Below are 16,246 nucleotides of genomic sequence, written 5' to 3'. Positions count from 1 at the left end.
CATTCCCAGCACTATATCATAATAAATTCTTACTTGACCGAAACTTTAACTCCCAGTGTTACGATTTCGTGAGGCTTAACCGGCTGCGTGAAGCTTCCATCGCCATCAAAGCTTTGAACCGCTCCCTCTACTTCCAGAATAGAGCTCTTATACACACCCTGGGAAGGTAGAGAAGATTTCAGCTTCAGCTCAGTATCCGTGCCTGCCATATTGAACCAGCGCAGCATCAGATCCCCGGTCTTCGGATTCACTTTCAGGGAAGAGAACGCAAGTTCTTCATGGCTCCATTCAAACGGTGCGGAAGTCGATGCGACAGCGCCGGCATGGACCCCGGTCTGTGCAACCGTCCATGGGATTTGGAATTGGTAAGCCTCGGCGTATGCGCCTGACTTCATGCCGTCGCCCTGATGCGGAATGACCTCCATACGTACCGTATGCACGCCGATGCACTGAGCTTCAGGCGTAGGGAAGTACCCCCAGTCACCGAGCTCGCCTACGGAACGAAGCAATGTAACAGCGATGGTATTCCGGCCGTCACGCAGGACTTCATATTCATTCAAGCCCTGGTTAGCTACTGTCAATCCTGCAGTAGCTGTCGAGACATCAACGAATGCCTGTTGATGAGCGGTATAGCTTGGATTCTCCCATTCGGCAGCAGGTTCATTATCCCGAGTTGCCACTTCAAACATGGAATCCACGTTATGGGACGATGCCAGCAGATCCGTTGGGAACAATGCACGCACCCGATGATCCTTCGCTTGATTATCCATTGTCGCTTCGATCTCCACGCCTTTACCGCTGCGGTTCAGACTGATTACGGTACGAATGCGCATTGGCACCATTTCGCTCGATCTTTGCGCTTTGCGGTTCGGATAATAGATGAGCTCATGCTGCTCTTCATCCAGCTTGCTGTCCGCCATAGCCGGAATGGACCAGTTATGAACGATTTCAATGGATGCGCGGTAAGGCGTATCTTCCAGAACCGAAACTTGGGCGGTTTGGCCCTTCGTGGTCAATGCTGCTTCGCCATCCGGCTGTTTGTACATATATTCATTACCGATATCTCCGGTATTTTCATAGACGCCCAGATCCCGGTATACTTGTCCGTTCTTTTTATCCGTCAAGGAGAAGGAACCATCCTCAGCGATCTCAATCTTGATCAGCTCATTCTCCATCACATTGGACTTACTAATTAAGGATGCTACCTCGGCAGGCTTCACTTCGCTCTTCACCCAAGCATAAGTAGTTAAGCCCATTGCTGGGATCGCGTTTGCCTCGAAGGTAAGTCTCACACGGCGGCACATATACGGCTGGCGGAAACGGTCGTCCGGCAGATCGTACCCGAACTGAAGACCCAGATCCTCAACGGTGCAAGGCACAGCTTGACCTTGTGCGTTAACCAGCACACGGCCGGACAAGTCGATTTCCTTCATCCGGCGGCTGGTTTCCTCCAAAGAGTAACCTTCCCGGAAATAAAGGCGTTTCGCGTCCAGCTCAATGCTGACCGTACCGCTGCGGCTCCATCCCGTCGTATTGAAAACAACAAGCGGCAGCGGATCGGATCCCCATTGTTCGAAGGCGGTTGTGTCAACCGCATCGGCAATGACGCGAACGCTATCGTCCACGATATTTTCAGCCACGTGTGCGCTTTTCTCAAAGCGGGTCACCATCTCGCGGTGAACTTCGTCCACGCTGCAGCCGCAGATGCTGTCATGCGGATGATTCTGCATCAGCGTCTTCCACGCATAGGTGAACAGATGATGCGGATACTCCTTGCCGAGCAGGCTGGCGTAGGATGCAAGCGGTTCGGCCACTTTTTCCAGCAAGGTCTGGCCCCGCTGGTTCATCTGCTTCAGGTATACGCGTGCCGAAGCGGTATTCACAAGTGTACCCCATCCATCGGTACGCTGACTGCGCAGTTCTCCTTTTACGGAGGAAAGATCTTGCGGCAGCTTCTCCCGAACGGCTGTCAGGTAATCGTCAAAATTGGAATGAATGAATTCCGTATCCGGATACAGCTTCTTCGCTGTACGGATGCCTTCCGGAAGATCGGTCTGTATCGGCTGATGGTCACACCCGTTCATATAGAGCAGCTCAGGTGTGGAAGCATACTTCTCGGCATCCGCCAGCTTGCGGTCCCAGAATGCCTTCGCTTCCGCTTCATCAACGGGAACCTCGTTACCGTTACTGTACCAGTTGGCAAACAGGATGCCCAGCACCTTGGAGCCATCCGGGCCTTCCCACATCAGCTCTGAGAATGAAGACTCATAGCCGCTGTCGGAGACGGTATTGTTAAAGCCCGTTGGCTTTACGCCCCGGCCGAAGAAGGCATTATCAATGCCGGACTGCAGCATCAACTGCGGAATTTGGCCTGTAAGTCCAAATGTATCCGGGAAATAACCGATTTTGGCAACCGTGCCATATCGCTCGGCATCCTGGTGTCCTATCTGCATATTTCTCACGTTAGCTTCACTGCTCGTGAGGTAGGCATCCTGCAAAATGTACCATGGACCGATAATGATACGTCCGTCCGTGATCAGCTTCTCAAGCTGCTCTTTCTTCTCAGGTCTTACCTGCAAATAATCTTCGATAATAATCGTCTGGCCATCAAGGAAAAAGCTGCGGTATTCCGAGTCCTTCTCCATCGTCTCTAGCAAGCTGTCCATGAGCTCGATCAGCCGCACATGGTGCTTTTCATACGGTAAATACCACTCGCGGTCCCAGTGAGTATGCGAAATAATATGTGCTTTTCTGGATTGATCCATCTCTGCTTAGTCCCCCTTATGTTAGCCCTTCGATACTGTGATTTCGACCTCATCCGGGCGGTACACCGATAACAGGTCACCGCTTGCATCTACTGCAAACAAGATCGAACGATCCGCTTCCAGCACGAATGAATAGATGAGTCCTGTTGAAGGATCCTTTACCTCGACGTTCGTGTCCCACGATTGCTCCGAGCCGAATACGAAGAGTGCTCCTTCTTCAAACGTTACCTTGCGTCCATATACGCCGGAATGTTCTCCGCCTTGATTCCAGATGAGCCCTGTGTCGGCAGCAGATAGCTCCAATGCATACCGATATAAAGCCGAAATGGTGTCGATTCGATCATTCAATTCAACAGGAAGCGGGCTCCAGAGAAGACGTCCTGCCCCAAGCTTCACGTCCACGATGGAATCGCCAGCCATATCGGCCGGTTTCGCCCCGCTGCCTGCCGGAATTTCTTTGGTCAGCTCGGCAATCTTCCGATGTCCATACGATGCAGACCATGTACGGTCCCCAATGCGCAAGCTTTCTTCCCGGCGCACATTCGCCAGCTTCCGCTCGCCCAGCTCCTCTGTCATTCGATCGACCTGATGCCAATATGCATCCAGACCGATTGGACCCGTCAGAAGCAATGTAGCTCCCGTTTCCTTCACGATATCCATCAACTCAGCAAACGCCTGGTCATCGACATTGTGCGCGCTCGGCAGAATGATGAATTTCACCGGATGGTTACGCAGCGAGCTTAAATCATACTCCCCGACAGCACGGAACGGCACGTTCAGCTCGTAAGCAAGCGCGCGCGTCGCCTTGGTCGTCGCTTCAAAAGCGAGCTTCCGGTTCGAGAAATCGTTCGAATAAGGGAAAATGACCGCGGTTTCTTCCAGCTTCCGGCCTTTAAACATGTCCCGGATGTCTTCCATGAAGGCACCGAAATCATACGACACATCCGCTTCCGGTTTCTCCGTGCCGTCAGCGCGGACAGCTCCGATATGCGATTCATTGGCATTATCCATGTAGAAATTCGTGTTCCAGATCCAATGAATGGCTCCAGCGCCTCCTGTGGAGAAGGCGTAAGCATACTTGCGCTCCAGCAGATTCCGAAGCTCGGCTTCGCTTCGCTTCGCCCGGCCATCCGGTGTCTCCACGTACATGATGCCTGTTTCCTGAATCAGGTTCGGTTTATCCGGCGTTTTGGCAAATATGCCATCCCAGATCAAATAGTCGTTGAACCACCAGGAGTGAACCGTCGTATAGTCTACGGCTTCGGCATAGAAGAACGGAGATGGACGCTGTGCCCCAAGGGCCTCGTCCTGTCCAACGGTAACCATATGATCAGGGCATACCTCTTTGATATCGTCATATAACTCCTTGGCCCAGCGGTTATGCATGTCCATCGAGAACAGTGCATAATCGAGCCATTGTGTGCCTTTTTTCCCTTGATGCATGTCTTGAACATCAAAATTAATGACTTGAGGTTCCGGCGGAACCACGGAGTCAAAACCCGGCAGCTGATCCGCTGTCATATTCCAACGTTCCTGCAGACGCTCAATCGAACCATGACGCTTTTTCAGCCATTCGATATAAGCTTGTTTCTCAAACGGATCCTTCGCGGAACGCGGGCCGTCCGAGAAAATCTGCGGCGGATCGAACATGGATGGCTCATTAATCAGATCCCAGTCCACATTCTTCGTATCTTTATGTCTACTAATGATGGAACGTATGAAACGCTTCTGCGCTTCCACGCTTCGCGGATCGAGGTAAGGATTTTGGCCTTCCCAAGTCTCCGGCGTGAAGGAGAAGAACGTGAATGTTACCTGCAAATCATGCTTCTTCGCCGTTAACAGGAAGGCGTCAATCGAACGCAAGACCTCTTCGGATGCATGCCCGTCCACCTGCATAATATTGCGGTACGCGGTCCAGATCCCGGTACGAATCCAATTGATGCCCGCACCCCGCATTTGCGCCATATCGCGATCCCACACATCCGTATTCGGAAGGAACAGGAACTTACGCGCTACATCGGACGTCATGTAAGTCATCCCGACAACAGGCAGTGGGCGACCATCCTTGATGAAGTAATCCCGATTGCAGGTTACAGGCGTACCCGCCTGCAAAAGCTCGGAATCCGCTCCCCAGAACCCTTGTCTCAGCCTGCGGATTTCTCCATCCGGCCCTTCGACTTCACACACCACCCGATAAGACCCTGGCTTGATATCCAGCATAACCGGAATGCGCTGTACATGAAATTGTCCGGTCACATCCACCTTCACGGAATGATTCCATGATAAGGATTCATCTTGGTCGTGTTGGACGGAGATGCGGAACGTCCAGCTCTGCGGCTCTTGTTCGGAAAGTTTCCGGCCAAGCCGTTGTGCCTGCAGGGTCAGGATCGCACGCTCGCCAGACTCATAGGTCGCATAATTCGGCTTGATCCACAGCTCGGTAATCCCCTTCGCACAGAATGCCGCCCAGCTGCGCACCTCTTCGCCTCCATCCTGTTCCCAGAATGAAGCAGAGAGAGGCTGATTCACAAACAGCCAGCGTCCGCCCAAGAATGGCCCGCCGACATTTTCCCACAGAACGACAGGAGCCGCGACTTCTCTTCCCTTCGCTGTGCTCCCCTTAAGGAGCGGATAAATCCGCGTATCCATCGGCCCGGCCGATCCCATCTGATGCGGCAAATCACTGCTTTTGGTGACATGTGGAACCAGGTTCCACGTTTCGTTTATGGATAACCGCTCCCGGCTGCTCTCCATAAGGGGAATAACGTCACTGGAAGTCAGATGGTCGACGCGTCCGCTGTCCACTGGCAGCGCTTCATGTATGTGGAGCTGCTGATGGTATGCCGTCTGTTCGTGCTCCACCACCCAAACGCCGTCCTCCATGCGGACAGGACGCTTGAAAGGTGCGCCCCCAATGCTGACCAAGCCGCCGCCATTTCTCAGAAAGTCCAGGATCGCTCTCCAGGCGCTTTTCGGGAAGTAAGGCGCATGCAAATTGACAAAGCTTGCGCCCTGTCCTCCTGCAGATTCCAGTGCTTCAGCCAAATTCTCAGCGCGGCACACGACATCGAATGCATTCAGAGCCGCCGCGCTAGCCGGCAAACCGGCAGCTTCTGCTGCCGGAAAGGACGGATCATAAAATACAATCAGACGCCCGCTCATAGAATCCCTGCTTTCATCGCCTGATACACCAATTGCGAGAAGAGGCTGTTGGACCAGGCAAACCATGATCTGGTGAAAACTTTCGGATCGTCGGCATGGAAGCCTTCGTGCATAAATCCGGTATCGGCATCGGTTGCTTCCAGCAATGCAATCATCTGCAGCTTCTCTTCTGCCGTTTGTGCCGTAATTCCCTGCATGGACAAGGCCATATGCCAGATATAATCCGGCGGCGTATGCGGACTGCCGATTCCTTTGGCAACAGCGCCTTCGTAGTAGAAAGGATTTTCTTTGCTTAGCGCAAACCGTCTGGTGTTTTGGTAGATCGGATCATCTGCAGAGCAATAACCCAGATAAGGAATGGACATCAATCCAGGTGTTCCCGCATCATCCATCAAGCAGTAATTTCCGTAACCGTCTGTTTCATAGGCGTAAATCGGTCCAAACTCCGGATGACGGTAAATGCCGTACAACTGAATTCCGTGATCCACGTCGGCTTCGAGTCGTTTCAGTTCATCCAACAGCTTCATATCCCGGAATACCCATTCCGCGAATTCCTGCATTTGACGCAAGGCGACAACGGCGAACATGTTGCCTGGAATATTGTAGTGGAAATCGCAAGCGTCATCACTTGAACGGAAGCCGGACCAGATCATGCCCGTATAATTCACCGGCATGCCGAGCCCGTTATTGCGCAAGGAATCCGTTGGAATTCCGTTATCCCGTGTGAAACGGTAAGGCGATTTCTCGAAATGGTATTGTTCCGTTTTAAACAGCTCAATAATCTTAATCATAGCCGACTTGAAGTTGGCGTCAAACACATCCGTAAGGCCGGTTTCCTTCCAGTACAGGTAGGCCAAGCGAACAGAGAAGCATAGCGAATCAATCTCAAATTTGCGCTCCCACACCCATGGGGACATTTCAGTTTCGTCGGTTGTGTTCCAATGCCAATCATTCGCCGATTCATTAAAGGCATTGGCATAAGGATCGATATGAATATATTGAAAATGGCGTTTGATCAATCCGCTTAAAATCCGCTGCAGCTGCAGATCATTCTTCGCAAACGGAATGTAATGGATCACCTGTTCTACCGAGTCGCGCAGCCACATGGCCGGGATATCACCGGTAATCACAAATGTTGTGCCATCCTCCATCAGTTTGGTTGTTGTCTCCAGCGTGTTCGGAAAACAGTTCTTGAACAGCTGAAGCAGCTTGGGACGGTGCGCAAGCTTTTCTTCAGCCTCTTGCAGAACTGCCTGAATCGATTGCGGCAGCTCAAGCTCCGGCATTGGTATTTTGGGGAGTCTGAATTGTTCCATGGTTGTTCTGGCTCCTTTAATTAAGTATGATGTGTAGTCAATTTGATGGTTTTGATCTCATACGGCATGAATCGAAGGGTTAACCTTCCTTCTGCGGTATCCAGTTGTTCGAGTTCTTCTTCCAAGGCGTTGGATAAATGGACGCTTTCATAAGGATAAGGCCAGCTCACTGCTGCATTATCTCTGCCTCCCGCAGATTCGTACATCCGAAGGATATACCCTGAACCGTCTTCTGCAGGTTTGACCGTATCCAGGATTACATGATGGCTCTCGAACGGAATAAATGAATGAACAGCAGGCCGGGTACCCTGATTCGAACTTGTTCTTACGCAAGGAAGCTCATGATTGAGCTCGGCAGCTTTACGGACGATTCCGGCACTTCTCCAGTCTCCGTTATGCGGGTATAAGGAATACGTGAACTCATGCTCACCCAAGTCTGCCGTGGCATCGGGCCATTTCGGTGCGCGCAGCAGGGATAACCGGATCGTGCTGTCCTGAATGTCATACCCGTACTTGCAGTCGTTGATGAGGCTGACGCCGTATCCATGCTCCGACACATCCGCGAAACGGTGGCCACAGACTTCATATTGCGCCTGTTCCCAGCTTGTATTACGATGGGTCGGTCTCTCGATGGTTCCGAACGGAATCTCATACGTAGCCTTATCGGCAACGACCCCGATTGGGAAGCCGACTTTCAGCAGTTTGTGTGATTCGTTCCAGCTGACTTGCGTCTTGAAGTCGATCCGCCGGTCATGATGATAAAAAATCATATCCTGTATGATCTCCGAGTTATGGATACGCCAGCGGAAACGCAGCACATCCTGTACCTCACCCGCTTGCACGAGCTTCTTCTCGATCAGCTCCGCCTCTCCGGCTAATTGCTCCTCGTAACGGGTATCGATGTCCCATGCGTCCCACAGCGTCGGACGGTCATGGAAGAAGTGGAAGCGGTTTGCGGCTTCGCCCGGCTTGACCACTTCCCGATTGGCCTCTTTATCCCACAGGCTCGTGATTTCCCCACGCTCATTAAAGCTGACCTTATAATAATCCGTTTCCCAGGAATCTGCGAACACTGTAGTAGAATTCTCCGCCACCGCCTTGTTTCCTGCCAAAGGCTTCAACCAAATGGTCTTGTATCCCAAAGCCGGGATGCATTGAACATGAACATTCAAGCGGTGAGAAGTTTTACTGTTTCCTTCTGTTCGCGCATCGTACTGCAGCAGCGCTCCATCCGAATCATACGGCGCAAGGCCCTGCTCTCCTTCAATCGAAATGACGGCATCTCTGCTCCATCCAAGTCCGTTAAAGACGACATACGGAATGCCTTCCCCTTCTGTATCGGCCTGATCCGCCAATACCTGAAGCCCAAGACGGAGGCTTTGATTTCCTTTTTGGAACACCTCTGCGTATTCCTTCTCAGAAGTAACGTAAGACTCCGTAATGGCAGAGCCCGGGATAATATCATGAAATTGATTCAGCAAAATCAACTTCCAGCCGTCATGCAGCTCGCCCATAATCGCCTGCTGCTGCTCATTGCTCATCGACGGAAATGCCACCGAATTCCATAACTCCGCCTCGTGGTACAGGATTTCCGCTTTCCGGTTATGACGCTTGTTCCGCGCATGCGTTGTATAGGTGCCGCGATGAAGCTCGAGGTACAAATCCCCGCGCCACTGGGGCAGCTTCGGCTGTGCATCCTCAATCCCGCCGAAAAACTCGGCAGCTGTGCTATACTTGCTGGCCGGTTGACCGACCATAAGCTCGGCACGGTCGATATATTCCAACATTTCGCGGGTTACGCCGCCTCCGCCGTCACCGTGTCCATACAGCAGCATCTGCTCCGGATGAACGGCTCTTTGGCGGTATGACTGCCAATGCTCGTGAACATCTTTGGGCAGCGTGTTCTCGTTCACGCCATGATTGAGATAGGATAACATCGGTGTTCCATCGATCCCAACCCAATGGAACAGGTCATAAGGAAACACATTCGTATCGTTCCAGCCAAGCTTAGTTGTCATGAAATAACGAATGCCGCCATGCTTCAAGATCTGAGGCAGCGATGCACAATATCCGAATGTATCCGGCAGCCATTCAATATGCGATGTCCGGCCAAACTCTTCTTGATAGAAGCCTTGCCCGTATAGCAATTGACGCATGAGGGACTCCCCGCTCGGAATGTTCAGGTCCGGTTCGACCCACATCCCGCCGACAAGCTCCCAGCGTCCTTCCTTGATTCTAGCCTTCACTCTCTCGTACAGCTCAGGATCATGATCCTTCAGGAATTGGTATAACAAAGGCTGGCTCTGCGCGTACTTAAATTCGGGATATTCATTCATCAGCGCATCCATGGTGGAGAAGGTCCGGCTTGTTTTACGTACGGTTTCCCGGACGGGCCACAGCCAAGCGATGTCAATATGCGATTGACCCACCATATGCTCCGTGCCTTCAGTATGGCCGCCAATGGCAGTAACGCTCCGTTTCAGATCATGCTCAATCCCGGTTACCTGAGCGCCGTCCCGGATGGCGGCGTCATCCAGGCTGACAAAGCGGTCCATCGCCTGATACAGCGCCTCCATTAAGCGGATGCGCCGCATATCGCTATCCGGCAACAGGATAAGTGAATCCCGAATCACGGTCGCGGTGTACATCAGGCTCTGAACGGACACGTTCACCTTGACAAGCAAGCTTTGCACCTTAGTAATCGGAGGCTGAATGACAGCCTGCTGATTCAGCGGGTCCACCGGCTCCGGAATCGGATCGTATAACTCGATCTCAAGCTCCATATTCAAGCCGGTGCGTTTCGGATCAAGCTTGACGAAGGTATGATTACGATCCAAACCCTGATAAGATACTCCGTTTATGCGCAGTAAGCCCTCGCCCCCGGAGTGGAACACAAGTCCGATCGCTCCGTCCACCCAGTGCGTGGGCCATTCAAGGTTCCTCCGAAAGAAATAGGTTGTCCCCTGTGTGCTCGGGAATCGGTTGAAGTCTTGTCCTTCCGTATAAGGGGCTTTATCTTCATACACGCCCGGAACCATGTACGTAGCTCGGGTAATGTTCCACTCTCCAAGCTCTACTGACTCGAGCCACTGCCGCTCCGAAAGTTCGCGTATAAAACGTCGAATGCGTTCCATTCCTTAACCCTCCTGTACAGTCAGATCTGCACTCAGCGTATCGTTCACATGTCTGCCAACCATGATACGGAACAAGCCAGGTTCAACCACTTGCTTGTAATTTTGACCGATATATTGAAGCTGTTCCGTACCGATGGTAAATTCCACCTTGCTCCGCTCTCCAGGCTGCAGAGAGATTTTGCGGAAGCCCTTCAGCTCACGGGCCGGTCTCGTATATTTGCTGGCCACATCGCTCACATACAATTGTACAACCTCGGATCCTTCCCTGTCGCCACTGTTTGTAACATTCACGGAGACAACAGCCGTTTCGCCCGTTCTAATCACTTCTGGGGTAATTTGAATATCCGAATAACTGAACTCGGTATAGCTGAGCCCGTATCCGAACGGATAACGCGGCTGGGAATCCTCTTCGAGGTAACGCTTACCGCGCGACCGCTTGCCGTTATAGTAAACCGGAAGCTGTCCGACATGCTTCGGTATCGACATCGTCAGTTTGCCGGACGGATTCACATCGCCGAACAAAATGTCCGCTACCGCATGGCCGCCCTCCTGGCCCGGATACCATGCTTCCAAGATGGCATCCGCATGCTCGTCGATCCACGGCTCTGCAATGGGCCGACCGTTGATATACACAACGATCATCCGCTTGCCAAGCTTATGAATCTCCTGAGCCAATTCCAATTGAACGCCGGATAACTGCAGCGTCATCCGGTCGATGCCTTCACCGCAATCCATGTCACTTAAAGCGTCGTCCGTGACCTTCGATGCTCCTGTTCGCAAATCGATCGTGCCTTCGCCAAAGTCGCGTGCGCTGGAACCACCCAGTACCATGACCACGGTATCGGCCTGATCCGCACAAGCTAGAGCGAATTCAAAGCCTTCCCTGGAGTCATCCTTAATGCGGCAGCCCGGTGCATATAATACACGTTCAGCTTCATCCTCCAGTTTCGCGCGGATTCCACCCAGTACGGTGGTCACGCTTGCCGGCGGCTGCGGAGACGTATAATCTCCAAGCTGATTGTATCCTTGATCGGCGTTAGGTCCAATGACGGCAATCACGCCGCTTTCGTTGGATAACGGCAGCGCCTGGCCTTCATTCTTGAGCAGGACGATGCCTTCCGCCGCAAGCTGTCTGGCAAGTTCGACATGCTGCTGGCTGCCGATAACTTCCTCCGCTACCTGCGGATCCACGTAAGGCTTCTCGAATAATCCGAGCTTGAACTTCAAGGTCAATACTCGGCGAACCGCCTCATCCAGTACGGCAATCTCAAGCTTGTTTAACTCGATCGCGTTCAGGAGATGCTTGCCGAACATCTCGCCTGACATCTCCATATCGATACCGGCACGAAGCGCCTCAACAGCGGCATCCATTCCGTCTTCAGCAGTATCATGGCCGCTGGCCAGCATATCGATGGCACCGCAGTCGGTAATTACCATGCCGTCAAAACCCCACTCCTTGCGGAGAATGCCGTCAAGGAGCTCGGTATTAACGGTGCAAGGCACACCGTCAATTTCATTATAGGCCGGCATAATGGATGCAGCTCCTGCCTCCACGGCTTTCTTGAAAGGCAGCATATCCACTTCCATCAATTCACGTGTTCCCATATGCACGGGACCCGCATTTCTCCCGCCTTCGGAACTCCCATAACCCACAAAATGCTTCAATGTCGCAGCAACACTGTTCGGGCTGTCCAATGAATCGCCTTGAAGGCCTTCAACCGATGCGACCGCATATTCGCTGATCAGGTATGGATCTTCGCCGAAGCATTCCTCGGTACGGCCCCATCTTGGATCGCGCACGACGTCGAGGACCGGGGAATAGGTGACAGCACCGCCTTGGCTGCGCGTTTCGAGCGCCACGGCACGGCACATATCCCGGTACAAATCCACGTTCCATGTGCTTCCAATGGACAGCGGGACCGGGAAAACCGTGCCGCCGATGGCCATGTGCCCATGCGAGCATTCCTCCCCGATCAGAATCGGAATACCCAGACGTGATTCCTCAATGGCGTACCGCTGGATGTGATTGACGGCTTCTGCTCCTTCACGCGGAGAAAGACCGGTCTCAAGTGTTACACCGGTCCATGGATCGGCGCGCAGGGTCCCGTAAAGGGATCCGACGCCGCCATTTTTCACTTGCTCTTTAAATGAATCCGTTAATGTAATCCGACCTTTATTCACTTCATAGGTCTTCCAGCCGAACGGCTGAATCAGCTGCCCAACCTTTTCCTTCAGGTTCATCAGGCCAAGAAGATGTTCCACTCTTTCCGCAATGGGTTTACTGGAATCTTTATAAGTCATCTCATACCCTCCGGTACATGAAGAATTTATTCTTTAACCGCGCCGATGGTCAGACCTTGAATGAAATAGCGCTGGAAGAACGGATAGGCCAGAATAATCGGTCCGGTTGCCAGAACGACCATCGCCATCCGCGAAGTATCCTGCGGCATGCTCTGCAGAGCGGCCATGCTAAGGGATGAATTCTGAGAGTTCTGCAAGATGAACTGCATGCTGGTCTCAATCCGCATGAGCATGGATTGCAGCGGAACCAGGTTCGGATCATCAATGTAGAGCAATGCGTTGAACCAGTCATTCCAATAACCCAAGGTGCTGAACAACCCGATGGTTGCCAGACCCGGCAAGGATAGCGGCAATACCAGCTTGTAGAAAATTTTAAACTCGCTCGCACCGTCGATTTTACCGGATTCAATGATAGCATCCGGAACGCTGGTGCTGTAGAACGTACGAAGTATCATAATATAGAAGGCGTTGAGTGCCAATGGCAGGATCAAAGCCCAGATGGAATCTTTCAGACCGAGCAATTGTGTTGCAACGATATAAGTCGGTACCAGACCCCCGTTAAACAGCATCGTGAAAAACGCAAAGAACGCGAAGAAGTTCCGATATCTGAATCCTTTACGAGAGATGGCATAAGCATACAACGAGATAATAAACAAGCTGATCAACGTCCCCACTACCGTTACAAAGATCGTAACGCCATAGGAACGAAGGAGTGTATCGCCCGTTTGGAATACATATTTATAGGCTTCCAGACTCCATTTTTCCGGCCAGATTTGATATCCGTTGCGGGCAAGGGCGCCTTCATCCGTAAATGAAATGATCATGACGAACAAAAACGGAAATACACACAGGAACGAGAAAATACCGGCAATCAGGTTGAACACGACATTCCACCCGGATGAAAGCTGATGGAAATCTTTCATCTTGCTTTTAGATTTGAACACGTCACATACCCCCTTCTTGGTAGATTGATCGATTAGAACAATGCATTATCCTTGTCATATTTACGAACGATATAGTTCGATACCATAACGAGAATAAATCCGACTACCGACTGGTACAGACCCGCAGCAGTACTCATTCCGATCTCGCCTGTTGTCTTCAGACCACGATATACATAGGTATCGATAACGTTCGTTACGGAATACAAGGTTCCCGAATCCCTTGGCACTTGATAGAAGAGACCAAAGTCAGCGTAGAAGATTTTACCGATCGCAAGAAGAGTCAAAATGGTCATCAGCGGTTTCAGCATCGGAAGCGTGATGGCTTTAATCTGCTGCCATTTGTTCGCGCCGTCAATCATCGCCGCTTCGTACAAGGATTTGTCGATCCCCATAATCGCCGCCAGATAAACGACACTGTTATAACCAACGGATTTCCACAAACTGATTAACGTCAGGAATATCGGCCAATACTTGGCTTCGGAATACCATTGAACCGGCTCCATGCCAAACCATCCCAGGATTTGATTCAACATCCCTTTATCCATGCTCAGGAAACTGAATGCAAAATAACCTACAATAACCCAAGACAAGAAGTACGGCAGAAACATACCCGTTTGATAGACTTTAGCCAATTTCTTATTCACAATTTCGGACAACACGATAGCCAGTACTACGGATAGAATGAGACCCAAAATGATGAACACGAAATTATAAAGTACCGTGTTGCGCGTAATGATGTAAGCATCGTTGGTACTGAACAGGAATTTAAAGTTTTGGAATCCTACCCATTCACTATTAACGATACTTGCCCAGAAGCCGTCCCGGCTAAAGCGGTATTCCTTAAATGCAATAATGGTCCCGAACATGGGCAAATATGAGAATAAGAGAAACCATAGGGTCCCCGGCAAAACCATGAACAGCATGGCCTTATTCGTCATAATATTTTTGAAAAACTGTCCGATCGCTCTCACGCTTACCCCTCCTCGTGATGTGCATGAATGAACAAAAGAAGGGCGGTGAACATCCGCCGCCCCGTCCTTGTTCATACTGCAGCGGTTTCTGCTGTCCTTGGGACAAGAAAGACCGCTTCATGCATTGTTATTACTTGCTTGCTTTCCAAGCATCAATTTGGCTTTGTGCTTCAGCGATGATCTTGTCCAGACCAGCGGCTTTCAGCTTTTGATTCGCTTTTGGCAGGAACTCTTCAGGATTTACGGTACCTGTCATCAGCGGCGCCCAGAACTCTTCTTTTACGTTGTTGACTGCTGCGAGCTCTGTGGATACTTTGGTTGGATCAAAGTTGAAACCGAGAAGCGGAGCAGCCTGGCCGGACTCGTTAAACTTCTTGAACTCTTCCCATTTGTTCTCAGGATCCTCAGGATTCAAGTAAGTCAGCATGACATTACCAAGCGCGAAGGTAGGCATGTCGTAGTTTTTCGATTCTGGCAAGTTTTCCATTACGTTCTCGCTAAGCTTTTTGTAGTGTACGCCTTCGATACCGGAGTCAACCAGGTTACGAAGATATACGTCTGTGTTCAGCAGGTTCAGGAACTCCATGGCTTTCTCAGGGTATTTCGAGTTAGCGGAAATCGCTTGCATCGAACCCATTACCGACCAGTTGAAGATCGTTGCATCGCCAGCCGGAGTGGACACTACCGGATAGCCGTAGCTTTGGCTCCACAGATTATCTGCGAATGGCTGCGTTGCCGCACGGTCTGCGAACCAGTTGCCAGAAGTCATCAGATCTTGCGTCGAAGTTGTTGTAGCTGCTTCTGGGGAAATGTATCCCGCTTTGTAGTACTTGTTCATCAATTTAAGCATGTCCATTGTTTCTGGCATTTCGAGGAAGTTCACAACTTTCAGATCTTCCTTGTCATCCAGGTAAACGGCCATTGGCATTTTTTCGATGATGTAGTCAAACGGAAGCAATGGACCGAAGTCTTTGCTAAGTGCCAAAGGAACGACGTTCGGTTCTTTTTCCTTGATCGTTTTCAGCAGTGGCTCCAAGCTTTCCATCGATTTCACGTTCGAAATATCGAGGTTGTACTTATCAAGCAATGTTTTATTAAAGCGCCATGCTTCTTGAGCAGGAAGCTCTTTGTTTGCCGGAATCGCATAGTTGTGACCATCAACCTTGGAACCTTCCAGGAACGCAGGGTCAATCGCGTCTTTAATGCCTTGTCCATGACTTTCAATCAGCTCGTCCATTTCCATGAATGCGCCTTTACGTGCATTTTGCACATAGTCAAACGCCCATGAGCTTGTGAACAAGATATCCATCGGTTCGCCGGAAGCTGCCATTACTTGCATCTTCTGGTTGTAATCACCGAAGTCGATCATTTTCATGTCAACGGTTACACCAATCTTCTCAGCAGTGTATTTATTGATTTCTTCCTCAACCTTGTCAACATCCTTTTGAGGTGTTCCGATGGTGTACCAGATCAGCTCAACCGGTTTCTCGGCAGTTCCCCCGCCGTTTCCTGCACTCTCTTTGTTGCCCCCGCATGCCGACAACAGCATGGATGCGGACAATAAAAGCGTTAGGGGCAGGAGCCATTTCTTTTTCGATTTACTCATGTTTATCCTCCCTTTTGAATCCTTGTGTCTCTACACTTATAAGGTTA

At 51.1% G+C, this 16,246-nt stretch carries 8 protein-coding genes; all 8 read right to left on the bottom strand.

Annotated features, from left to right (window positions below):
• Positions 1-29: 29 nt before the first annotated feature.
• The 8 genes from MKY48_RS10265 to MKY48_RS10230 all read right to left on the bottom strand — a co-directional run bounded on the left by MKY48_RS10265 (position 30) and on the right by MKY48_RS10230 (position 16,199).
• The gene (locus MKY48_RS10265; protein ID WP_339271978.1) at positions 30-2,765 is read right to left on the bottom strand and encodes an alpha-mannosidase; all 2,736 of its coding nucleotides are present in this window, start codon (positions 2,763-2,765) and stop codon (positions 30-32) included.
• A 21-nt stretch (positions 2,766-2,786) separates the two neighbouring features.
• Entirely contained in the window at positions 2,787-5,927 is a 3,141-nt protein-coding gene (locus MKY48_RS10260) for a beta-galactosidase (protein WP_339271977.1), read from the bottom strand.
• Positions 5,924-7,243, bottom strand: coding sequence for a glycoside hydrolase family 125 protein (locus MKY48_RS10255; RefSeq protein ID WP_098742788.1), 1,320 nt, complete (start codon positions 7,241-7,243; stop codon positions 5,924-5,926). The genes MKY48_RS10260 and MKY48_RS10255 overlap by 4 nt, the downstream gene beginning before the upstream one ends.
• Before the next feature lie 20 nt (positions 7,244-7,263).
• The gene (locus MKY48_RS10250; protein WP_339271976.1) at positions 7,264-10,377 is read right to left on the bottom strand and encodes an alpha-mannosidase; all 3,114 of its coding nucleotides are present in this window, start codon (positions 10,375-10,377) and stop codon (positions 7,264-7,266) included.
• 3 nt (positions 10,378-10,380) lie between these two features.
• The gene (locus MKY48_RS10245) at positions 10,381-12,678 is read right to left on the bottom strand and encodes a glycoside hydrolase family 3 N-terminal domain-containing protein (RefSeq protein ID WP_339271975.1); all 2,298 of its coding nucleotides are present in this window, start codon (positions 12,676-12,678) and stop codon (positions 10,381-10,383) included.
• 26 nt (positions 12,679-12,704) lie between these two features.
• The gene (locus MKY48_RS10240; protein WP_076321299.1) at positions 12,705-13,601 is read right to left on the bottom strand and encodes a carbohydrate ABC transporter permease; all 897 of its coding nucleotides are present in this window, start codon (positions 13,599-13,601) and stop codon (positions 12,705-12,707) included.
• A 53-nt stretch (positions 13,602-13,654) separates the two neighbouring features.
• Positions 13,655-14,584, bottom strand: a complete 930-nt coding sequence (locus tag MKY48_RS10235) for an ABC transporter permease subunit (protein ID WP_179090580.1) — start codon at positions 14,582-14,584, stop codon at positions 13,655-13,657.
• Between the two features lie 139 nt (positions 14,585-14,723).
• The gene (locus MKY48_RS10230; protein WP_215164052.1) at positions 14,724-16,199 is read right to left on the bottom strand and encodes an ABC transporter substrate-binding protein; all 1,476 of its coding nucleotides are present in this window, start codon (positions 16,197-16,199) and stop codon (positions 14,724-14,726) included.
• Between the last annotated feature and the right edge of the window lie 47 nt (positions 16,200-16,246).

This window comes from Paenibacillus sp. FSL W8-0187 (assembly GCF_037969755.1).
Taxonomy (GTDB): domain Bacteria; phylum Bacillota; class Bacilli; order Paenibacillales; family Paenibacillaceae; genus Paenibacillus_AQ.
The sequence above is the reverse complement of the archived record's forward strand: the minus strand, read 5'-3'. Positions and strand labels throughout refer to the sequence as shown.